The sequence below is a fragment of the Mesorhizobium sp. M1E.F.Ca.ET.045.02.1.1 genome, from assembly GCF_003952485.1.
In the GTDB taxonomy this organism is placed as follows: domain Bacteria; phylum Pseudomonadota; class Alphaproteobacteria; order Rhizobiales; family Rhizobiaceae; genus Mesorhizobium.
The window spans coordinates 819,187-839,984 of record NZ_CP034447.1 but is presented as its reverse complement, the minus strand read 5'-3'; the positions used below and the strand labels follow the sequence as shown (position 1 = coordinate 839,984).

Here is a 20,798-nt window from a genome sequence, read left to right as displayed (position 1 = left end):
TCTGGGAGGTTGGGCATCGATGCCGATCGAAGCCATCGTTCCGCGCCGGCTGTACCGGCAGGTTGCCGATCAGCTTCGGCAATTGTTCGACAGCGGCGAATACGCGGCCGGTGATCGCCTTCCCACCGAGCGTGAGCTGGCCGAGCGCATGGGCATTTCGCGGCCGACCATCCGCGAGGCGCTGATCGCGCTTGAAGTCGAAGGCCGCGTCCGCATTCGGGTCGGCTCGGGAATTTACGTGACCGAGCCGCCCCGCTCGGCTCCGATGCCGAGCGCCGGAGAAGGGCCGTTTGAGCTTCTGCGGGCCCGCGAATTCATCGAAGGCGCAATTGCCGAGGAAGCCGCCCAGCATGTGAAAGCCGAGCATATTCGCATCCTGGACAAGCTGCTCGGGCGGATGGACCGGCAGCGCCACCCGACCAGGACCACGATTTCACTCGACCGCGAGTTCCATACGGGCGTTGCGGCCATCCTCGGCAATGCCGTTCTCGTGCGCGTCGTCGGCGAATTGTTCGATCAGCGCATGAATCCCTATTTCGAGCGGCTTTCGAGCTATTTCGAGGATCGCACCACCTGGCAGGCGGCTTTGGAGGAGCACCGTGCGGTGCGCGACGCGCTCGCGGTGCACGACGCCAGCGGAGCGAAGGCCGCCATGCGGCACCATCTGCGGCTGTCGCAAGAGAGGTTTTCGCGCAATTTCGGCGAGGGGTCCGCTGTCGCGAAGACGGCGGGGAAGAAGGAACCGCCCATCATTCACACGGAATGACCGGGCGGCAGTTCGGACGATCATCACAGGGAGGAGATCTTGCCATGAAATTCCGATACGCAGCAGTTCTCGGCGCCATCGCCGCACTCGTCTTGCCGTTCTCGGCTGCATCGGCGCAGACCGTGTTGAAATGGGCGCATGTCTACGAAACGTCCGAACCGTTCCACACCGAATCCGTGTGGGCTGCGCAGGAGATAGAGAAGCGGACCAACGGCCGTTACAAGATCGACGTCTTCCCGGCCTCGCAGCTCGGCAAGGAAGCCGACATCAATCAGGGCCTGACGCTCGGCACGGTCGATATCATCATCTCGGGCTCCAGTTTCGCCGCGCGCGAATACCCGCCCATCGGCGTGACCTATTTCCCTTACACGTTCCGCAATGCCGATCATTTGCTCGCCTACACCAAGAGCGACATCTACAAGCAACTCACGAAGGGCTACGAGGAGGCCTCTGGCCACCACATCGTCGCGACCACCTATTACGGCACGCGCCAGACGACCTCCAACCGCCCGATTGAGAAGTGTTCCGACATGCAGGGGCTGAAGATGCGCGTTCCGGACGTGCCGGCCTATCTGGCCATGCCGCGGGCCTGCGGGGCCAACACCACGCCAATCGCCTTCGCGGAAGTTTATCTGGCGCTGCAGAACGGCACGGTCGAGGCGCAGGAGAATCCGCTTACCACGATCGAAGCCAAGAAGTTCTACGAGGTCCAGAAGAACATCGTGCTGACCGGCCACATCGTCGATCATCTCAACACGATCGTCTCGCAGTCGCGCTGGTCGCAGCTTTCGGACGAGGACAAGGCGATCTTCACCGAGGTCATGCAGGAGGCGGCCGCCCGGGCCACCAAGAAGATCGTCGAACGCGAGCAGAAGCTCGTCCAGTTCTTCAAGGGCAAGGGCTTGACGGTGACCGAAGTCGACAAGGCCGATTTCGAGAACGCCGTGATGGAGAAGGTGAAGTTCGAGGACTTCGGCTACCGCAAGGCGGACTGGGAGGCGATCCGCGCCGTCAAGTAGCCAGCCCAAGGGCCCGGCGCGGCAGGCGCCGGGCCCTTTCCCGACAGAAGCCAGAATAGTCCCGTTCCGCTGGAGCCGTACCGATGACGCAAGAGGTCCACACCCAGGTCACCGCCGAAGAACTCGCCCACTCCTTCGAGGAGGAGGCAGCGCCCGTCGATCTGTCCCGTTATGCCATCGAGGATTGGGTGACGCTGGCCGCTTTCTGGGGCATGGTGGTCTGCGTCTTCCTGCAGTTCTTCACCCGCTATGTCTTGAACAACAGCCTTGCCTGGACCGAGGAGGTCGCGATCAACTTTCTCGTGGTCGTCGTCTTCCTCGGCGCGGCAATGTGCGTGCGCCTGTCGCGCCATATCCATGTCGACGTGCTTTACCACTATCTGCCGGCGGCCGGCGGGCGCTTCCTCGCCCTCTTCGTCGACGTCGTCAGGATCGGCTTCTTCGGTTACATGTGCGTGCTGATGTGGCGATACGTGTCGATCGTGGCCCGGGAACGCATGACCACGATTGACCTGCCGCGTAACGTCTTTTTCTACGCGGTGCTCGCCGCTTTCGCCCTCATGCTCGTCCGGTCGATCCAGGTCTTCGCGGGAAATGTCAGACGCGGCTATTCCGTGCTGGAGCGCCCTGGGGCGTTCGACGGGATCTAGGCCCATGCTTCTTCTCATCGGCTCCTTTCTCGTCCTCATGCTCGTCGGCGCTCCGGTGGCGGTATCGATGGCGACGGCCTCGCTGCTCTACCTCGTGATCTATGGCGTCGCGCCCGACATCATCACCGCGCAGCGCATGATCGCCGGCGTCGAGAGCTTTCCGCTGCTCGCCGTCCCCTTCTTCATCCTGGCCGGCAATCTGATGAACATCGCCGGCGTGACGGGCCGCATCTACAGCTTCGCGCTGGCGCTCGTCGGCTGGATGAAGGGCGGCCTGGCGCAGGTCAACATCATCGGCTCCGTGATATTTTCCGGCATGTCGGGAACGGCGCTCGCGGACGCCGCCGGCATCGGAACGATCGAGATCAAGGCGATGAAGGACCATGGCTATCCGGTCGAGGCGGCGGTCGGCGTGACCGCCGCTTCCGCGACGCTCGGCCCGATCTTTCCGCCGTCGCTGCCCTTCGTGATCTATGGCATGATGGCGAACGTATCGATCGGCGCGCTGTTCATGGCCGGCATCCTTCCCGGCGTCGTGATGACCGCGTTGATGATGATCACCGTCGCGATCTTCGCGCATCGACGGGGCTGGGGCTCCGACACGCCTTTCGAATTGAGGCAATTGGCCGCCGCGTCGGGCGAAGTGCTGGTGGTGTCCTGCTTTCCCGTCGCGGTTTATTTGCTCATGCAGACGGGGTTCTCCATCAACGCCGCGGTCGGTCTGTCGCTCCTGGTTCTCATTGCGGCCGACTGGTATTTCGACTTCTCGGCCGTCATGGCGCTGATGACGCCGGTGATCCTGATCGGCGGCATGACGATGGGCTGGTTCACGCCCACGGAAGCGGCGATGGCCGCCGTCATCTGGTCGCTCTTCCTCGGCCTGGTCCGCTATCGCTCGATGACGTTCAGGACGCTGGCCAAAGCCAGCTTCGATACGATCGAGACGACCGCATCCGTCCTGTTCATCGTCACCGCGGCCTCGATCTTCGCGTGGCTGCTGACGGTCAGTCAGGCCGCGCAGGCCTTCTCCACCTTCGTGTTCGCGCTCACCGACAACAAATGGGTGTTCCTCATCCTCGTGAACATCCTCATGCTGCTCGTCGGATGTTTCCTCGACACCATCGCGGCGATCACCATCCTCGTGCCGATCCTGCTTCCGGTCGCCGCGGTCTACGGCATCGACCCGGTCCATTTCGGGTTGATCATGACGCTCAACCTGATGGTTGGCCTCTTGCACCCGCCGCTCGGCATGGTGCTGTTCGTGCTTTCGCGGGTCGCAGGCCTCTCGGTCGAACACACGACGATGGCGATCCTGCCCTGGCTCGTGCCGCTGCTCGTCGCGCTGATCCTGATCACGTTCCTGCCGGCGATCACCTTGTGGCTGCCGATACAAATGGGGCTCGTTCGGTGAGCGCCACCACGGTCGCGGCGACGCTGTTCGGTCCCGGGGATCTGCGCCTCACGCAACGCGAGCTCAGCGCGCTGGCGCCCGGCATGGTGCGCGTGCGGTTCGGGGCCGGCGGCATTTGCGGATCCGACCTGCACTATTTCCGCCATGCCCGGACGGGCGACTTCGTCGTCACCTCGCCGCTGATCCTCGGCCACGAGGTCGCCGGCGAGGTCATCGAGGTCAATGGCGAAGCCGAGGGGCTGAAGGCCGGCGACCACGTAGCCGTCAATCCGTCGCGCTGGTGCGGGTCCTGTCCGCGCTGCCGCGAGGGCCGTCCCAATCTCTGCGACAACATCTACTTCATGGGCTCGGCCTCGAAGACACCGCACATGCAGGGCGGCTTTGCGCAGCTGTTCGACGCGACAGCGGCGCAATGCGTGAAAGTGCCGGCGGGTGTGTCCTTCGCCGCCGCGGCGCTCGCCGAGCCGCTGGCCGTCGGCCTGCACGGGGTGGCGCGGGCAGGCGATGTGAAGGGCGCGCATGTGGCGATCTTCGGCGCCGGGCCGATCGGCCTGCTCACCATGCTGGCAGCCAGGCTCGCCGGCGCCGGCGGAATCACCGTGATAGATATCGCGGCCGCACCGCTCGCTTTCGCCAAGACCTTCGGCGCGGATCGCGTCATCGACATTTCCGGCGGCACTGACGAGCTTTCTGCGGCGGCGAGCCGGGCTCCGTTCGACACCGTCTTCGAGATTTCCGGGACGGCGGCCGGGCTCGTATCGGCGATCCGCAACGTGCGCCGGGGCGGCACGATCGTCCAGGTCGGCAATCTGCCCGGCGGTCAGCTTCCGCTTCCCGCCAACACGGTCATGGCGAAGGAGCTCGATCTGAGGGGCACGTTCCGGTTCGGCGAGGAATTCCGCACGGCCGTCGATCTCATCGTCGCCGGCAAGGCCGACGTCGAGCGTCTCATCACCGCCAGGCGGCCGCTCGCGGCGGCGCCTGAAGCCTTCCGGCTTGCTCTCGATCGAAGCCGGAGCGTCAAGGTCGTGCTTACTGCCGACTGAAAGCCGCGAGAAGCTGCCACTCGGCGCAAGAGGCCGGCCGCTCGACCGCGACGTTGCAGGACAAAACGCTTCCTCGCATCCGCGCTGATGAAGAGCGGCCGAGGCACGCGAGCCTCGCAGATGCGCGTCGTGGCCTCAAGCGGCAGAAGACGTCCGTTCGAGCACGCTCCAGTCAGCACGCGCCCAGCGGACCTCCGGAAAATTCCTGTGCAATACGGCGATATCGACAGCCGGTCTTGCCAAACCATTCGAACATGAGCGCCGTATCCTCGGTTTGCTGGCGTGCCCCTTCTATCGGGATTTCTTGATAGGTGACCGGGCGGCCGATGGCTTGCGACAGGAATTTCGCCTGCTCTTCGCCGGACAGATCGTCCCCAGCGAAATCGAAACGCTCGGGCGGACCCTGGACCACTCGAAGGTTCCGAAGCCTGAGAAGGCGGAAGTGCTGGCAGCCTTCGCCGCACACAAGGGCGAGGTTACCGCCGGCTATGCAAAAAAGGGCTGACATGCGGCCGGCTAAGTGGAGGTGGACGACGGGCTTTCAATCGCAGAACTTAAAACTATTAGTGCCAGTCGCTGAAGACAGCGCATGATAGATTTCTGCCCCGCCACCGGGGTAAGGCCCGGCCTGTTATGCTCTAGTCCTCCGACTAACCCGACAGGCCGGGCACCGAGGGCTGTTGCTGATGTTTGTGGAGGACAGCCGGTCGCAACTGCTTGTGAGAGCGCTTTTGGCCCTGTGTGTCGGAGCCTCTTATGATCTCCATGGCCTCATCCGGCGTGAGGCCACATTTACGCGCATAGTAGTATGCTTCGGCCGTAAGTTCGTCCCCTTCGGCCTTTTCGATCGCATTCTTCTTCTTTTTGCCCATCGCGTTTTTTATAACCGATTTGTGATCAAAAGGTTGCTCCGACGTCAGTGCGGATCGAGCAGGGCGACATCGTCTATTGCTCGGTCATAAATCGCCGCTCTAGGGACCGGCCGATCGAATTCTCTTGTGGACCGGCGTGTGTCGTTGGATGAGAGGCGGTGCCTACGCGTTTGCAGCGGCGGATCACGGCAGCCTGCGGCTTTCGACCAAGAGCTCTATTCGCTCTTCCCGGGCCAAATCAATTCGATCCATGCCGGCGCGTGATCGCTTGGCTTTTCCCAACCGCGTACCGCAACATCGACGCCGGCGCCGCGCAGCCTGTTTGAAAGGGCGGGACTGACTAGAAGATGATCCATCCGCAGACCGGAGCTCCGGTCGTAACCGCCCCGGTAGGAAAAGTTCCAGTAGGTGTAGACGCCCTTCTCGGGGTGGATGTGCCGAACCGCATCCGTCCACCCCATCTCCAGAATGTCGGCGTAGGCCTGACGGCTCTGCGGGAAATATACCGCATCGCCCAGCCAGCGTGCCGGCACCGCAGCATCGATTGGCGTTGGCACCACGTTGTAGTCGCCGCAGAGGACCGTCTCTTCCTTGAGCAGTATCTGGGCATAGCTGATCAATCGCTGAAACCAGCTGAGCTTGTAGTCGAATCTCGGGCCGGGCGCCGGATTGCCGTTGGGCAGGTAGACGCAGCCGATCACCAGTCCGTGGACCTCGGCCTCGATGTAGCGACTGTGCGTATCGTCTGGGTCGCCGGGCAGACCGCGCCTGCGCTCCAGCGGCTTTTTCCCTCGCGCTAGAATTGCTACCCCGTTGTAAGACTTCTGGCCGTGCCAGATGGCGCCGTAACCCGCCTCCTTGATCGCATCGGCCGGAAATTTGTCATCGGATGTCTTGAGCTCCTGAAGGCAGACAATGTCGTACCGGGTTTCGCCGAGCCATCTGAGGAGAACCGGCAATCGTCCGTTGACGCCGTTTACGTTGAAGGTCGCGATTGTGGTCATGCGGTCACATCATCTTAGTCGATGATTTTTCCGAGCTGTCCCTGGGGATACTTGGCTTTGCTGCCTAGCTGTTCTCCTTGTACGTTTTGGCGGCCTCCTCAATCTTGCGCCAATCGGTTCCGTAGCGCCGCACAAGCTCCCGCGCCTGCGCCGGCGATATGTTTTGCGTTTCCACGATATGGTTCACTTCCGCCTCCTCGCCCTTCAGCGGACGCGAACGAGGCTTCTTGGGCCGGCCTGTCCCCGGTTCCTTCGCGGCTCGTCTGGGCATGAATCGATCCTCTCTGGATCCGGATTAACCGTCGAGCGCATGGAAAGTTTCCCCATGCTTCGCTCGTTGCGTGGTTTCGTCTGTCTGTATTCCTTGCCGCTGTGTGGTTTGAACCCAAACGGCTTGCACAGCGTTCTTTGTTAGCAGTGCTGCCAATAGCAAACCCATGGAAAAATCCGACGCCCTTGCCGCACCGCAGACAGCCGATGGTGCCGAAGCGCGCTTCCCGTATGATCGAACAACGGTTGAGCGGTTTCGGCGAGCATTCCCGCGCGCCAGGTGGAGCGACGAGCGCGGGGGTTGGTTCGTCCCGGGAAAGACGGCAGCGCGGCGGGTCGAGCGCTGGCTGGCGCATGAGGCGGCTTCGCGCGCGGCCCATGACGACAGCAAGGGAAGAGATGCCTTCGCCTTCGATCCACTGTCGAGCCGGTATCTGCAAGTCGCGGACGACTTGCTCATCCGCACACCTTATTCCAGGACCGTTCTCGAGGAGCTACGAGCTGTTCCATGGGCGAGTTGGGACGACGAACTGCGAGCCTGGAGGGTGCCTTTCCGCTCCTATGAGGAACTGCAGCGCCGTTGGCCAAGCATCGAAAGAGCCGCCCAACATGCCGAGCCTGAGGAGAGGAAACGGCGATGGGAAGCTAACAAACATTCGGGTGAATACAAGGCCGCTAAACTGCGTCATGCCGAGCGCAGGCGCCGTCGCTTTCCGCTTCCAGCCGAAGACCTGCCTCCGTTCGGCCGTGCCGTGGCGACGCAGCAATACGGCATCGTCGTCTTCACCGGGATTTCAGGTAAGCTCGCGGACGCCCCGGAATTGTCAGCGTTCTACCCCCAAATGACGGACGCGGCCGTCGACCATGTATGGGCTAGATGGCGACCACCGACCTTGACTGAACTGATCAAGACATGGCCAGCCCGGCGCCCTGCCGGATCGACCGAACGATCGAGAGGGTGGTGGCAGCCGACGCTTGACGAACTCAGGATCGCACGCCGAACGGCGAGAAGCTTGGAGCGAAGAAGGCAAAGGATTGCGTCGTTCTAGCCATTGGCTGGGAATCCACGCCGAACGGCGAAGCATGTCGTACGGGAATCCGGGATCCGTCGTGCGAACCCAGGCTTCGCATCCTGTGAAGTAGATCAGCTCGAGCGCGGCGCTCGGTTCCGTCTCCTGGTTGCAGGACTCTATGTAGGCAAGGCGCTCGATGAGCTAGGCGCCGCCCCGCAGTCCGGAATGGGATAGTTTGGCCGCTGAGATCATCACCGTCTTCGCGAAAGGTACTGGCACAATCGAGGAAATCAAGAAGGCGTTGATCAAGGGAACCCACATCGTAAATCGCTTTCCTCGATGTGCGGAACCAATTCGCTCGACCGAAGTTCTCGACCATTGGGGAAAATCCTATGGCAGAGAGCAAGCAAGAGCGCGGCGAACGCGTACAGGCTGAGAAGCAATTTCGTGTGCGGTTCCTGGTGCGCGAAACTGGCATCACTGAGGCGCAAGCGCGCGACCTTGTTGAGATGATTGGCATTGATGCGAACTCGCTCCTTCGCGAGGCGCGCCTTCTGGCGAGCAAGCAGAGCTAGTCCTCTGCATAGAGGATTTGACGGTTTCGACAGGGTTTAGGGTTGGCAGGCAGGCTATCGTCATTGCTAGTCGGCAACGAAGACTTGCAGATCCTGGACGACAGTGTTTCTCTGTAGAACGGGAGTCTCAATGCACTCGGCTGGGGGGAAGCCTGCGCAGTTCACAAAAGGGACTTTATGACGACAAAGCGGTTGAAAAAAACCCGCCGGCAGCTGCCGACGGGCGAGTGATAAAGCTGAAGGTACCTGGGTTGCGCTCGCCGGAGGACAACGTGCACAAGCAGGCACAGATGTAAGTGCGTAGCACGGGCATCTGTTCCCGCCCTCGCACGCCAGTCCCATGCAATGTGAGACTATTGTCGAGGTGCCAAACTCCTAGGTCTCGCGGACGAAACATATAACAGGCTATCGCATTGGATGCGGGACCGGCGAGCAATGAGTCCCTTCATCGTCGGTTGAGTGATGCCCGCCATATCCTGCGATGTGACGGGCATCCACCAAAGAACAGGGCCGGGCCGGACGAGCGACACTGTCGATATTCCGCGAGTTTTTGTGTGAGCATCCGGTATGAAAATGCCGAGCTGACATTGGAACCAAATTTGCTTTTTGGGCCCGACTGCACAGGTTACGGCGCTTAGCCTCTAAGAGATGCTTCAACCCCGAGCCGGGCTTTCTCACTCTTGGCGAAGGACTTTGCGTCCCCTGGACTGGCGGAATAGCCGCTAAGCGCTTTTCGCGCGAGGTCGATGAGAGTCGCGGCCCCGGCTGAAACGAACCGAGGCCGCCGCATAGCAGGCATGCCTTTGGAGTGCGAAGCGAGCCTGTGCAGACGCCTTATGCGGCTGCCTGCAAGGCGCGCTCGTTCGCACCACTTTCGCCGAGCTTGGTAAGCGCCTCGTCGGTAGCGGACTCTTCCTCGAGGGTCTCGCGCAGCAGCGGCAGGGCATCCTTCAGGCCCAACTGCTCCGCCCAGGCGATCAGCGTTCCATAGCGCGCGATCTCATAATGCTCGACCGACTGGGCGGCCGCCACAAGGCCCGCATCGAGTGCCGGCTGGTCTTCATATTCCTCGAGGATCTCCGAACCCTCTTCGAGAATGCCGTCGATCGCCGGACAAGTCTTACCCCTGGCGGCCTTGCCGAGCAACTCGAATACCTGTTCGAGTCGATCGACCTGGCCCTCGGTTTCCATACGATGCTTCTCGAAAGCAGCGCTCACTTCTTCGGATTGCGCCGCCTTAGCCAGTTTCGGCAATGTCTTCAGTATCTTTTTCTCTGCGTAGTAAATGTCCTTCAGGCCGTCGACGAAAAGGCTTTCGAGGCCGTTTGCCGCGCCGGTCGACTTTGTCCTTGGCATCGCTTTTCTCCGTTGCTCGGTTTGATTTCCAAATTGGGTGGTCCTTGAGGCAAGAAAAACGGCGCCTGCAATCGTAGACGCCGCTTCGAAGGTTTAAGACTGGCCGCTTTCGCGGCCGGCTTCCGAGGCACGCTCGCGGTCTTCGGCGAAGTTGCCGCGGTCACCTCTGTGCCAGCCCATGTTGCGGTCCTCGGCTTGTTGCTGCCCGCAGCCGCGACGCTGATCCGGCTCGCGGTTTTTGTGGCTCTATTGGCCGGCCTTGACGTGCTGTCCGTGGCTTCCGCCTTGTCTGGGCATACCATTGCTCCACCTTCAGTTTGTGAATTGGTCCTAAGGGTGGACATGAGGAGGTTCAGCTCGCGGGATCGGGTCCTTGGAATTCGGCCTCCTCGAGTAATAATAATCACCGCGCGCAACTGATGTTCCTGGCGAAATAATTCGTGAACTCAGTGCCGCGCATCCAACCGCCAGGACTGGTATCCAGGTGCCCTAGTCCTTGACATCGGCATCAGACTGGCGACCCGATTTTGGCCCTTTAAGCTTTCGGAGATCGCCGGACCGGCCCCGGACGTTTTCTCGATGGCGGGTCTGGGCGCCGTCCGGCCGGGCGGGTTCTGTCCTTCGGTTTGACGTGTCTTGTCCTCTGTTTCGCCGGTAGCCCGCGTCAAACCGCCCGCCGGGCGTTCATTGGCGGCCGCATCCTGCGAGAAATCGTCGGTCGGATCGGGACCTGTTCTTGCCGGATATTTCCGCGCGCCAGTTTCGTATTCGGTTTTTCCTCGTGCCATGATGTTTCCCCGTGCTTCTCCGGATGAAAACCGCGTTCGAAGGGCTAGGTTCCCCGCCGGCTGGTCGAGGCGATTGTCCCGTAGCGATGCCCTGGAACTGCGCTTGCGCATGCGTGCCGATTGCGTGATGGTGTGCATCATGACCGCCAGTTTCTGGACCACAAATTGGAGTGCCTTTTGTGGCATCATCTGCCTGCAGATTCCGGCCGATGCGCAGCCTGCAACTCCCATCAGCTGCACCTAATGCGGCAAATATCTTGGCACATGGGATGAGCTTCAGACTGACTTCGAAAGCCAAGGGCGGGGCCGATGGAGTGTTTCGTCTGGACAAGGGAGGTATCCAGAAGCTCGGTAGCCGATAGGAGGCTCAGGAGCTATCGGCGTATCAGCTAGCCTTCCCAGCCGCGAGGATCGTTCGCCCGGCTGCCATGGCGTTGGTCATGTCCATGCAGGGTCGAGGGTGAGGGACGCCTCGAAGGTCTGCTCGCTTTTCTCATTCCAGATCCTGACGGTGATCTTCAGTTGATTGCCAACCGTCATCTCGTCGCCGGCCACATCGTGCAATATCCGCAGTGCTTCCCCGCCTGCGCGTTCGCGGGACGAAAAGAGCTGTCCCTCGCGGTCCAACTGAGTATGATCGGTATTGTGCAGGTCACATTCCATCGGCAAGCACCCCCGGCGCCTCGACTTTCAATTCCTGTCCGCCGCCATGGTTCCATGCGGCTAATGTCAAGGAGGTTCGGCTGAAGCGGCGTCACCATAAAGGTAGCCGCGAATGATCCCGAAAGTTGGAGATGCAGTTTAATTCGGCGGATGGGAAGCTACGGATGCTCGAGGCACTGTACCTGAACCTTGGTCAGCACGACCTGCTCTCCGACGCCGAGAAGACGCGGTTGGCCAGCGCGATGTCGACCGAGAAATACTTCGTCACGGGTGAGGACATTGTACCGATCGGTTCGAGACCGATTTTCAGCACGTTGATCGTCGACGGCTTCGCTGCGCGCTATAAGGTGCTGGAAAATGGCGGGCGTCAGTTCACCGCTTTGCATGTGGCCGGCGATTTCGTCGATCTGCATGCCTTTCTCCTAAAGACGATGGACCATGGCATCGTCGCGCTCTCGCCCTGCCACGTCGTCGCGATTGAGCACAACAAGCTGCGCGCGATAACCGAGCAGGCGCCGCATCTCACCAGGCTCTTGTGGCTGAACACGCTTGTCGACGGCGCCATCCACCGCGAATGGATCGTGGCCATGGGGCGCCGCTCCAAGACGTCGCATCTGGCGCATCTCATCTGCGAGCTGTTCGTAAGGCTTCAAGTCGTGAAGAAGACGCGCGACATGAGCTTCCATCTGCCGCTGTCGCAGGCCGAGCTCGCCGATGTACTCGGCCTTTCAGTCGTCCACATGAACAGGGTCATCGGCACGCTGCGGCGCATGAACGTGATCAATTGGACAAGCCATCTCATCACGATCCTGGATTGGGCGAGGCTTGTAGAGATCGCGGAGTTCGACCCGACCTATCTCAGCATGAACCGCGAGCCCAGATGAGCCAGCTGACGGCACTCATCTGGGATGAGTTTTGTTGTTCGACCATAGCTCGTCGAGCATGGTAAGCGCCGCACTCGGATCGGCGGGTTTCAGCATGCCTTGTTCCGCGGCCGCCTTCTTGAACGCGGCGAAAGCGATTGCCGGGCGGCAGATGCCGTTGGCCGCGTCGTTCACGAGCTGCACCGCCTTGAGATAGGCCGGCGCGTCCTTGTTTTTCCATGTCCCGCCAAGCGCCTTTTTCACGTCGGCGATCGATGCGACCACCATCGTGCCGCCGTTCACGAATCGGATGGTCAGAGGCAAAAACCTGCTCATGCGTCTTCACCACCCGAGCCATTCGTGCGTGCGCCAGGCGAGGCCGATGAAGGGCGCCGAGATAAGAACCACCGCTGACAGAACGATAAGGGGATTGTTCATCCGAAGGGATTTCATTTTACCACCATAAAGATTTGGATCGCCATAAAACGAAGATGGCACCGGCCGGTTGCATCCGATCGGTTGACGGAGAGCCACATGTTGATCGCTGGCTCGGCGGACTGTGCCGGATGATATGGCGGTCGCGGCCTCGGAGGCACATCGGCCAGCAACGCGCGGCTCTGCCTCGGAGGGCGAGGTTAAAACGTTAGCACGTCGGCATAGCAATGCGGCCGACAGCATAGCAATCAGATTTCGAACATCCATGGGACTCCTCCTGAAGAGTCCCCCAACCTAGTATGAATAACACTGCGGACCGGCCGACCGCATTTAACTTTGATGTAGGTGGGGCATCGTCGTCAGCCGCCTGGATTGGATCGATCCGGCGCTGAGCGGCTGGTTTCAAGAAAGCCAAACCTTTTCCTCCGGAGTGCGTTGTTCTTCGTGACCGAAGGAGCAAACGATGCCGACAAAACGCGCCACGCCGTCGAAATCCGACACCGAGTATGCGGCGAGCCGGCAGCGCAGCGTGCAGCGCAAGGTCGATGCCACCGACCGCGCAAGGCCAAACCGCAAACCCAAACCGCAAGCCCCGATGCAGGCGGGCGCCAGGCAATATCCGGTGCCGCCCTTTCCAAAGCCGCACTCGAGGGCACCAAGGAACTGGTCGATTAACGGCAGCCGGCTTCTTGTCCTGGCCCGCTGCAATTCGGCGTAGGCAACGCATGGCAAAGAACGCAGATTTCAGCAAGGCCGGCCCCGAGCCGCGCAAAGGCATGCCGAGCCCGCGGCTCGGCGAAAGCGAATTCAAGGGACGCTACTTGAAACAGTTCTACGATCCGACCTTCCGGCCGGAGGCGGATGCCATCGACAGGCTGGCCGAGATCGCCTGGCAGGCCTACAGCGAAGGGCGCAAGTCTCCGATCACCAGAAAGGCGGGGGAGGGTTTTCGCGATCCCGACTACGATCTTTCAGTCGAATGGATCGCCGCGCATGAGGCGGTCGGAGCGGCGCAGCGCCGTTACGAGGACAGGTCCGCTCCATCCCGCATCCTGCTTATCAACGGCTCGTCGCGCAGCGAACACACCTGTCCTGGCGAAATGTCGAAAAGCTTCCGTCTTGTGGAGCTGGCGCGTAGCGCTATCGCGGCCAGGCCGGGCTTCTCGACCGAGGTTCTCGACCTCGCGCGGCTCGCCTCCGAATACGGCCGCAGGATTTATCCCTGCAAGGCCTGCTTCTCGACGGCGGCCGCGCTCTGCCACTGGCCGTGTTCCTGCTACCCCAATCATTCACTCGGCCAGGTCAATGACTGGATGAACGAGATCTATCCGCTATGGGTCGAGGCGCATGGCGTCATGATCGTCACGCCGGTTAACTGGTACCATACCTCCTCGCCGGTGAAGCTGATGATGGACCGCCTGGTCTGCGCTGATGGCGGCAATCCCGATCCTTCGCTGACCCAGGGCAAGGACGCCGCGCTCGCCAAGAAGGCCGAGCTTGCCGGTTGGGACTATCCGCGCCATCTCGCCGGCCGCCTGTTCTCCGTCATCGTGCATGGCGACACCGAAGGCGCCGGGAGCGTGCGTCACAGCCTTGCTGACTGGCTGCGCTCGATGAAGCTCGATCCGGTTGGCGAGGCGGCGGAGCTTGACCGTTACATTGGCTACTGGAAGCCCTATGCGACGAGCCACGACGAGCTCGACGCCGACCACGCTGTGCAGACGGAGGTTTGCAACGCCGCGCTGGCGCTTGCCGAGGCCGTCGAAAAACGCCGGGCCGGATCATTCCAGACCACCGCAACCGGGCTTGAGGATCCGCGCCCGAAATAGCCAGCGGGAGAATAGGCCGACGGTGAGAGATATGCAGCGCTGGTTCGAAGAAGCCTGGGTTCTGCTGAAAGAGAGCGTCGCCGGCTACCTCAACGACAATGTGCTGAGCCATGGCGCGGCGATGGCGTTCTACGCCACGACGTCGCTGGCGCCGATCCTGCTGATCGTCGTGGCGATCGCCGGCATCGTCGTCGGCAACGAAGCCGCCCAGCTCGCGCTCTCGGCCGAGTTCGCGGGCGTGATGGGACCGCAGAGCGCCGATCTGCTCAAGGCGACGATCGAGACCGCCGCGCATCGCGAGTCCAGCACGCTGGCCACCTTCATCGGGCTAATGGCGCTCCTTGTCACCGCGTCGGGCGTCTTCGGCGAGATGCAGCAGTCGCTGAACGAGATCTGGAAGGTCGAGCCGAGCGACATGTCGCTGTCACGCCTGGTACGGGCGAGGGCGGCGAGCCTCGGCTTGGTGGCAGCCCTTGGTTTCATGCTTCTGGTGTCGCTCGCCGCGAGTACGGCGATCTCGGCGCTGAGCGAGTATATCAACGAGCGCCTGCCATTCGGCGAGCTGATCGTCAGCGCCATCAACACCGTCGTGTCTTTCGTGCTGATCGCGCTGCTCTTCGCCGCGATCTACAAGGTCCTGCCGGACCGCACGCTGAAATGGCGCGACGTCGCGGTTGGCTCAGTCGTCACCGCGCTGCTCTTCACCATCGGCAAATCGCTGATCGGCTGGTATATCGGCACCAGCGCCATCGCGACGTCCTACGGTGCCGCCGGCGCGCTGATGGTCGTGCTGCTGTGGGTCTACTATTCGGCCCAGATATTCCTCTTCGGCGCCGAGATCACCCGCGCCTATTCGGTGCGGAGCGGCAGCCGGCCGGACCTTGCGCCCGTGGTAGCGGCGGCCGCCAGTAATACGGAGAGATCAGCCGGTTCATTCAAGCCAGGCGTGTCGGATGGCGAGGTCGCCATTTGGATCGTCGTCAGCAGTCTGATCACCGTGCTTGTCTTGGAATTCTGGCAGCGGAGGCGCTGAGCAACCCGTCCCAGCCGCTTAACTTGAGGTCATCGGTCCTTAAGGTGGAACTAATACACCACTTTGAAGTTTGGCCTTCCAGCGGCACCGACTTTAGAAGCCGAGGCCGGCGATATTCGATCAGCCCGCGCTCCTGCCAGGCAGGCGCGAAGGCGAAGCCATTTCTATAGACAAATAAATCCGTCCACCTCATTCTGAATTTCAATCAATAAACCTCTGGAACGAAAGCCAGTTCCGGGAATTGGTATTTCGTCTCAGAAATATAGGAGGTTGCTATGGGACGCGGTATATTGCTTTGGCTGCTCGGAGTTCCGATTCCGATCATCATCCTGCTCTTGTTGTTCGCACGGTAGGAGCTTCACATGAACTCCGCAGTTACCGAGGTGGAAGTTTCCGGCAAAAAGGAATCTTCGTCATCCGCCGTGAGCTGGGGCCCGATCATCGCGGGTGCTTTCGCGGCATCGACCCTGACAGTGGTCCTGATGTTAGTCGGCTCCGGACTTGGGCTGACCATGGTTTCACCCTGGACCGGCGCAAGCGCATCGGCGGTTACTTTCGCGGTTTCGGCCGCGGTTTGGCTGGTCGTCGTGCAGTGGCTGTCGGCCGGATTGAGCGGCTATCTCACCGGCCGCCTCCGGGCAAAATGGGTCGGCATAGATGAAGTCACCTTCCGCGACACCGCGCACGGGTTCCTTGCCTGGGCGCTGGCAACGTTGCTTGTCGCCGGTGTTTTTGGCTCTGCTTTGTCGGCGACGATCGGCGCCGGTGTGCAGGCCGCGTCCAACGTTGCGTCGGGTGCGGCGGCGGGTGCTACGTCCGCGGCCGCGAGTGCCGCGACGGGTCCGACCGACAACAACAGCGTGGGTTATTTCGTCGATACGCTGTTCCGTCCGCCTGATGCCGGCGCCACGGCGACGGCCGGGCAGAACGACGCCGTCGCCACCGCCCAGGCATCGCGCATCCTAGTGGCGAGCGCCGCCAGAGGCGAAGTCTCGACCGACGATAAGGCCTATCTTGCGAAACTGGTCGCATCCCGCACCGGACTTTCGGAGGCCGACGCCGCCAAGCGCGTAGATACCGTGCTCGCGGCCGTCGACGATGCCAAGAACAAGGCGAAGGCGGCCGCGGATACGGCCAGGAAGGCAAGTGCCACTTTCGCGCTGGTCGGCGCTCTGTCGATGATCGTGGGCGCTTTCATCGCTAGTGTCGCGGCAGCGCTTGGTGGCAAGCAACGTGATGAAGACGAGGCACTGTTCGTTCGCGGCTGAGCTGACAGCCTCACTCGTAATCTTACCGCCCCTGAGCGGTTTGGTTTGATTGAAAAACCGAACCGCCCCTGTGAGATGCTCGATACCGTTGAAGGCGTTCTTGGCATGGCCCGAACGGATCAGCTCGTCGAGCTTGGCCTGGACGGCGGCGCATCGCGGTTCTGCGTGTTCTGGAACAGGAACACCATCACGACGGTGATGATCGTGGTGCCGGTGTTGATGACGAGTTGCCAGGTCTCACGCCGAGGAAAAAACGGCTTTGAACGACGCGGCGGTTCGGTGCCGTTCTCTGGCACTAGCCTGTGCTTTAGCTTATGCCCCATCGGCGAACTGATCTAGTTTGGACACGTTCGCAGTTCCAGTCTCAGCTCAGTACCAGGCAGCGATCAGAAACTTAGAATTAGGGACAGCGGGATGGCGGAGCCAGCAGACTTCAAGAAGGCTTCCGTGCTAAGGCACGCGTGACCTCACCAACGCGCCGGTAAAGTTGCTGCCGTCGGCGTGAAACCACAGGGCCGGCAAGGTCAATCCACCGCGCGAGATCGGCCGCACACTGCTGGCGAGCCGCGGACCCGACCGGCCATCGGTCAATCCAAGGACCTCGCACCTGTTTCGGGCTTCCAGAGAGGTCACCGGAGGCCGAGGAAGCTCAGTATGGCTATTATGATGACTATTGCTCCTACGAGCCAGATAAGATTGTTCATGGTCGCTCTCCCTATGTTGAGCAACGCCCGCGTCGCACCGGCGCGGGCGCATTTCGACCTCACTGCTTGACAATGATGCGCTGCTTGTCGCGGTTCTGAGCGTAGGTGCCCTTGTCGTAGGCCGTTTGTGCCTCCAACTGGTCCTTGGTGAAATTCGTGTAGAGATAGCGGTTGCCGTTTTTGTCGTTCATGAACTTGAGGTTCTCCATGCTGACGGCGACCTTCTTTTCGCCAATGCCGAGAAAGCCGCCGACGTCCACGATGATGGCATCGACCTTCTTGTCGCCGGTCAGGATGACGTCGCCGATTTCGCCGACTTTCGCATCGTCCGCGCCATAGACATTGGTGCCGATCAGATTTGCCGCGCTGATCTTGTCGGACGGCATCGTGGTTAGCGTCGATTTGTCGATAGAGGCCGTCGCGGTCTGGTCGGTCTTGGCAGGAGCCGTTTGATTGGCTGTATTGGTGGCGGGTTGGGTGTTGGCGGTATCATAGGCCTTGGTGTCGAAGTTAGGCTGAGCCTGAAGCTCTTCCTTCGTGGTTTTGGCGACGAGCCAGCGCTCGCCTTTCTTGTTGACCCATTCGATCTTGCTGAAATCATAGGCGACATTTTTCTCGCCGACACCGAGGAATCCCCCGACCCCGATGACGATCAATTTGGCTTTGCCGTCCTTGTCGAGGACAATGTCGTTGACGTCCCCGATCTTCGTCGCGTCATCGGCCGTGCTGTCATAGACAGCTGCGCCCATAATCTTGGACACGAGGCTTCCATCGGTCACGGGCGCGACGACCGCGGCTTGGGAAGTGGGCTTGGTCTTGTCCTCTGCGTAAGCTTGGGCGGTGCAGAGCGCAGTCGACAGCAGCGCAGCGGTCGCTCCGGTCACCAATATTTTCCGGATCATCGTAGATTTCCTTATGAGTTGCCTGGTTGATGGAACGCCGTTTTGTTTGCCGGCGTCACTTTCGACCAACGGCGGCGATTGCCTTACGTTCCGCGTCTGGGCACACGGTCCCAGTCGGAATAGACCGAAGTCCCAGCGGGGCGCTCAGGTGGCCCGTCGGAGCGCTTGAGCGCACTGCCTTGCCCGGCCAAGCGATCCTGCAAGCCATGTCGAAATCAGCGCTTTTTCGTGGTGGCTCGCCAACAGCGATGCTGGCTAAGGCTCTGCTTCAAGCAGGCGCCGCTCCGAATCGGGAGATGGGTGCTTAATGCAATCCGCAATTTGTAGACTCCGGCGATGCATCGGCAGCTAGTGACTCCGTCCAGGCTAAAGGAGGGAGATGCCCGCGAACCGGGAGGAAAACGATGTCTGTCCAAGAAAAAGACTATCGAACGAACAGAGCCGACTATGCGGTCGCCTCAATGCAAGGGCGATCGGCCGCTGATGACGATCGCCATGAGACACTGGAAAGCAAGAAATCTCTGTGGCTAAGAGATCGGCGAATCGCTCGATTGGCTGCAAATCCGTGTGAAAGCTTGCCACCAAGAGCCAGGCCCCAGCGCGGGAATTAGGTCGTTGGTGCTTCGTTAGTCTGTGCCGTGTCTCGCCCCCCGAGCCCTACCTAGTCAGGTCTGGCGTGTGCTGGCCTAGCCCACCAGCCTTGCCGGACCGCTAGCACTTGGCCTTGAATCCGTAACGTCAGGACCCTTCGTTCGCATGACGGAATGCTCTCCCGAGAGCTGATATAACCCGGCCAGCCGGTGTGCGGTTTGTTTTGAGTTCCAGCCACCGGTCGGCCCGGTGGGTCTTCCTGAGCTGGCTTGCCGGGCCGCTCCCGCTTCAAGGACAAAGCGTCCAGCCTTTGCGCTTGCCCGGCGTCACCGCATGGTTGGTGAAATGCAGGTTGCGGTCATCGCGGCCGGCGTCGCGGCATTCATGGCAATAGAGCACCTTGAGCAGGTCATAGTGCATGCACGACTGGTCCGGCCCGAGCCGGCGCACCAATTCTGCAACGTCAAGGATCGCATGACGCCGGCAAGTGAGGCAGTCGACCGACATGCCCGTGCCGGCTTCGAGCTTCTTGCCGAGCGTGTCTTCTGTGAAGGGGAATTTCATCGTCTAGGGCGATCCTCGTGAGATGGGTCGCCGCACCAAAAAGGATGATATTCCTAATTCGGCACTTTGCCAAGGTTGCCTTGCATACGCATCGGAAGCGAACCGGATACCCGGCCTGTCGGGGAAGTCGAGGGGCGACTTGGGCGTACAGGCCAGGCCTTACCCCGGTCTCGGACCCGGGGCAGATGCATATTATGCGCTACCTTGAAGCGCCCGGCATTAACAACGTTAGGCTTAGCTAATAAAAAGCCCCGCCGCCGGAGGACAGTCACGCCGACTTGCGGCCGGCCTTTGCTTTGTGCTGTCGCTTGATGCCTTCTTTCTCCAGGCTCTGGCGAAGCACTGAAGCGAGATCGACGACGTTCTCTTTTGGCTGTGGCACGGGTTTTGGCGCCTTCTTGCCCTTGCGCTTGGCATCGATCATAGCAATCAGCGCGTCTTCATAGGTGTCCTCAAATTTCGACGGATCGAACTTGGTCACTTTCTTGTCTATCAGAAGGCTGGCAATTTCGAGCAAATCCTCATCGTATTTCGGGCTTTTCAGATCGTCGAAAACGCTGCTCTCGGAAACCATCTCGTTGGGGGTACGCAGCTCGGTCAGAAGCATTCCCTTTCCGAAGGGCTGGATGACCACTTCTCGACCGCGTTGGTAGAGGACGACGCAAGACCGGGCCGCGACGCGCTTCCTCTTCATTGCCTCACGGAGCACTGTGAAGGCCTCGACCGCAGCTCCGTCGGCCGGAATGACATAATAGGGTTTTTCGAGATAGCGAGTGTCGATGTCGTCAAGGGCGACGAACTCGCTCACCTCAAGCGTGTGTTGCGAGGTCAACTTCAACTTCTTGATCTCGTCGGGCTCGATCTCGATGAAGTCGCCCTTTTCGGCCTCGTAGCCTTTGATCTGGTCTTCCGACGGGACAACATCGCCGGTCTCTTCATCGACGTAGGCGCTCCTGACCGGCAGACCGTCCTCCCGGTTGAGGATCTTGAAATGGACCTTTCCGGCCTCGCTGGTCGCCCCTACGAGCTTAACGCCGCAAGAAACCGAACCGACCTTCAGAAAACCTTTCCAAACCGCGCGTGGGGCCGCCATGTTCCAATCCCGTGATCATCCGATCAACAGGAACACCTGGCGCCGAGCGTGGTTCCAGCCGTCGAGTTTTCTTCCAAAAGTCC

General features: G+C 60.9%; 23 protein-coding genes and 2 pseudogenes. 12 read left to right on the top strand and 13 right to left on the bottom strand.

The genetic code is table 11. From position 1 onward, the window contains the following. The first annotated feature begins 19 nt into the window (after positions 1 to 19). From EJ070_RS03995 to EJ070_RS03975, 5 genes are all read left to right on the top strand, one after another. Entirely contained in the window at positions 20 to 766 is a 747-nt protein-coding gene (locus EJ070_RS03995; RefSeq protein WP_126090148.1) for a FadR/GntR family transcriptional regulator, read from the top strand. 44 nt (positions 767 to 810) lie between these two features. Beyond that, on the top strand, positions 811 to 1,785 hold the full coding sequence (locus EJ070_RS03990) for a sialic acid TRAP transporter substrate-binding protein SiaP (protein ID WP_126090147.1): 975 nt from the start codon (positions 811 to 813) through the stop codon (positions 1,783 to 1,785). A gap of 83 nt (positions 1,786 to 1,868) precedes the next feature. Continuing rightward, positions 1,869 to 2,435, top strand: coding sequence for a TRAP transporter small permease (locus EJ070_RS03985; protein ID WP_126090146.1), 567 nt, complete (start codon positions 1,869 to 1,871; stop codon positions 2,433 to 2,435). 4 nt (positions 2,436 to 2,439) lie between these two features. Beyond that, on the top strand, positions 2,440 to 3,846 hold the full coding sequence (locus tag EJ070_RS03980; protein WP_126090145.1) for a TRAP transporter large permease: 1,407 nt from the start codon (positions 2,440 to 2,442) through the stop codon (positions 3,844 to 3,846). After that, positions 3,843 to 4,892 carry an L-idonate 5-dehydrogenase gene (locus EJ070_RS03975; protein WP_126090144.1) on the top strand — a complete coding sequence of 350 codons (1,050 nt, stop codon included), beginning with the start codon at positions 3,843 to 3,845 and terminating at the stop codon, positions 4,890 to 4,892. The genes EJ070_RS03980 and EJ070_RS03975 overlap by 4 nt, the downstream gene beginning before the upstream one ends. A 135-nt stretch (positions 4,893 to 5,027) precedes the next feature. On the opposite strand, the pseudogene EJ070_RS03970 reads toward EJ070_RS03975, so the two are convergent. The 3 genes and pseudogenes from EJ070_RS03970 to EJ070_RS37420 all read right to left on the bottom strand — a co-directional run. Beyond that, a pseudogene (locus EJ070_RS03970) lies at positions 5,028 to 5,286 on the bottom strand (NmrA/HSCARG family protein); the annotation flags it as partial. A gap of 693 nt (positions 5,287 to 5,979) precedes the next feature. Then, positions 5,980 to 6,768 carry an exodeoxyribonuclease III gene (xth, locus tag EJ070_RS03955; protein WP_126090142.1) on the bottom strand — a complete coding sequence of 263 codons (789 nt, stop codon included), beginning with the start codon at positions 6,766 to 6,768 and terminating at the stop codon, positions 5,980 to 5,982. Between the two features lie 64 nt (positions 6,769 to 6,832). Then, positions 6,833 to 6,955 carry a hypothetical protein gene (locus EJ070_RS37420; RefSeq protein WP_281059638.1) on the bottom strand — a complete coding sequence of 41 codons (123 nt, stop codon included), beginning with the start codon at positions 6,953 to 6,955 and terminating at the stop codon, positions 6,833 to 6,835. Between the two features lie 250 nt (positions 6,956 to 7,205). Between EJ070_RS37420 and EJ070_RS03945 the strand changes: the two genes are divergently transcribed. Together EJ070_RS03945 and EJ070_RS03940 are read left to right on the top strand one after the other, a co-directional pair. Further along, positions 7,206 to 8,087 (top strand): hypothetical protein, encoded by an 882-nt coding sequence (locus EJ070_RS03945; RefSeq protein WP_126090140.1) that lies wholly within the window; start codon positions 7,206 to 7,208, stop codon positions 8,085 to 8,087. Between the two features lie 356 nt (positions 8,088 to 8,443). Further along, positions 8,444 to 8,626 (top strand): hypothetical protein, encoded by a 183-nt coding sequence (locus EJ070_RS03940; RefSeq protein WP_126090139.1) that lies wholly within the window; start codon positions 8,444 to 8,446, stop codon positions 8,624 to 8,626. 834 nt (positions 8,627 to 9,460) lie between these two features. On the opposite strand, the gene EJ070_RS03935 is transcribed toward EJ070_RS03940, so the two are convergent. The 4 genes from EJ070_RS03935 to EJ070_RS03915 form a co-directional block, all read right to left on the bottom strand. Continuing rightward, positions 9,461 to 9,982, bottom strand: a complete 522-nt coding sequence (locus tag EJ070_RS03935; protein ID WP_126090138.1) for a ferritin-like domain-containing protein — start codon at positions 9,980 to 9,982, stop codon at positions 9,461 to 9,463. A 93-nt stretch (positions 9,983 to 10,075) separates the two neighbouring features. Continuing rightward, on the bottom strand, positions 10,076 to 10,162 hold the full coding sequence (locus EJ070_RS03930; protein WP_126095632.1) for a KGG domain-containing protein: 87 nt from the start codon (positions 10,160 to 10,162) through the stop codon (positions 10,076 to 10,078). A gap of 266 nt (positions 10,163 to 10,428) precedes the next feature. After that, on the bottom strand, positions 10,429 to 10,959 hold the full coding sequence (locus EJ070_RS36145) for a hypothetical protein (RefSeq protein WP_189350359.1): 531 nt from the start codon (positions 10,957 to 10,959) through the stop codon (positions 10,429 to 10,431). Between the two features lie 249 nt (positions 10,960 to 11,208). After that, complete coding sequence (locus tag EJ070_RS03915; RefSeq protein WP_126090137.1) at positions 11,209 to 11,433, bottom strand: hypothetical protein; 225 nt, start codon at positions 11,431 to 11,433, stop codon at positions 11,209 to 11,211. Between the two features lie 164 nt (positions 11,434 to 11,597). Here EJ070_RS03915 and EJ070_RS03910 point away from each other — a divergent pair, with 164 nt between their 5' ends. Further along, positions 11,598 to 12,317 (top strand): Crp/Fnr family transcriptional regulator, encoded by a 720-nt coding sequence (locus tag EJ070_RS03910; protein ID WP_126090136.1) that lies wholly within the window; start codon positions 11,598 to 11,600, stop codon positions 12,315 to 12,317. A gap of 15 nt (positions 12,318 to 12,332) precedes the next feature. Here the strand turns inward: EJ070_RS03910 and EJ070_RS03905 are convergent, their stop codons facing one another. Together EJ070_RS03905 and EJ070_RS03900 are read right to left on the bottom strand one after the other, a co-directional pair. Beyond that, positions 12,333 to 12,632, bottom strand: a complete 300-nt coding sequence (locus tag EJ070_RS03905; RefSeq protein ID WP_126090135.1) for a DUF982 domain-containing protein — start codon at positions 12,630 to 12,632, stop codon at positions 12,333 to 12,335. Between the two features lie 6 nt (positions 12,633 to 12,638). Beyond that, positions 12,639 to 12,998 (bottom strand): hypothetical protein, encoded by a 360-nt coding sequence (locus EJ070_RS03900; protein ID WP_126090134.1) that lies wholly within the window; start codon positions 12,996 to 12,998, stop codon positions 12,639 to 12,641. Positions 12,999 to 13,194: 196 nt separating this feature from the next. Here EJ070_RS03900 and EJ070_RS03895 point away from each other — a divergent pair, with 196 nt between their 5' ends. From EJ070_RS03895 to EJ070_RS03880, 4 genes are all read left to right on the top strand, one after another. Next, entirely contained in the window at positions 13,195 to 13,449 is a 255-nt protein-coding gene (locus EJ070_RS03895) for a hypothetical protein (protein WP_189350357.1), read from the top strand. Between the two features lie 7 nt (positions 13,450 to 13,456). Continuing rightward, on the top strand, positions 13,457 to 14,560 hold the full coding sequence (locus EJ070_RS03890) for a flavodoxin family protein (RefSeq protein WP_126090133.1): 1,104 nt from the start codon (positions 13,457 to 13,459) through the stop codon (positions 14,558 to 14,560). A gap of 31 nt (positions 14,561 to 14,591) precedes the next feature. Beyond that, on the top strand, positions 14,592 to 15,593 hold the full coding sequence (locus tag EJ070_RS03885; protein ID WP_126090132.1) for a YihY/virulence factor BrkB family protein: 1,002 nt from the start codon (positions 14,592 to 14,594) through the stop codon (positions 15,591 to 15,593). 362 nt (positions 15,594 to 15,955) lie between these two features. After that, the gene (locus tag EJ070_RS03880; RefSeq protein WP_126090131.1) at positions 15,956 to 16,861 is read left to right on the top strand and encodes a hypothetical protein; all 906 of its coding nucleotides are present in this window, start codon (positions 15,956 to 15,958) and stop codon (positions 16,859 to 16,861) included. A gap of 69 nt (positions 16,862 to 16,930) precedes the next feature. Here the strand turns inward: EJ070_RS03880 and EJ070_RS03875 are convergent. From EJ070_RS03875 to EJ070_RS03855, 4 genes and pseudogenes are all read right to left on the bottom strand, one after another. Next, positions 16,931 to 17,100 (bottom strand): annotated as a pseudogene (locus tag EJ070_RS03875) (low affinity iron permease family protein); the annotation flags it as partial. A gap of 524 nt (positions 17,101 to 17,624) precedes the next feature. Continuing rightward, complete coding sequence (locus EJ070_RS03870; protein ID WP_126090130.1) at positions 17,625 to 18,467, bottom strand: PRC-barrel domain-containing protein; 843 nt, start codon at positions 18,465 to 18,467, stop codon at positions 17,625 to 17,627. Positions 18,468 to 19,346: 879 nt separating this feature from the next. Then, complete coding sequence (locus EJ070_RS03860) at positions 19,347 to 19,622, bottom strand: hypothetical protein (RefSeq protein ID WP_126090128.1); 276 nt, start codon at positions 19,620 to 19,622, stop codon at positions 19,347 to 19,349. Between the two features lie 268 nt (positions 19,623 to 19,890). Further along, positions 19,891 to 20,715 (bottom strand): Ku protein, encoded by an 825-nt coding sequence (locus EJ070_RS03855; protein WP_126090127.1) that lies wholly within the window; start codon positions 20,713 to 20,715, stop codon positions 19,891 to 19,893. Positions 20,716 to 20,798 lie beyond the last annotated feature (83 nt).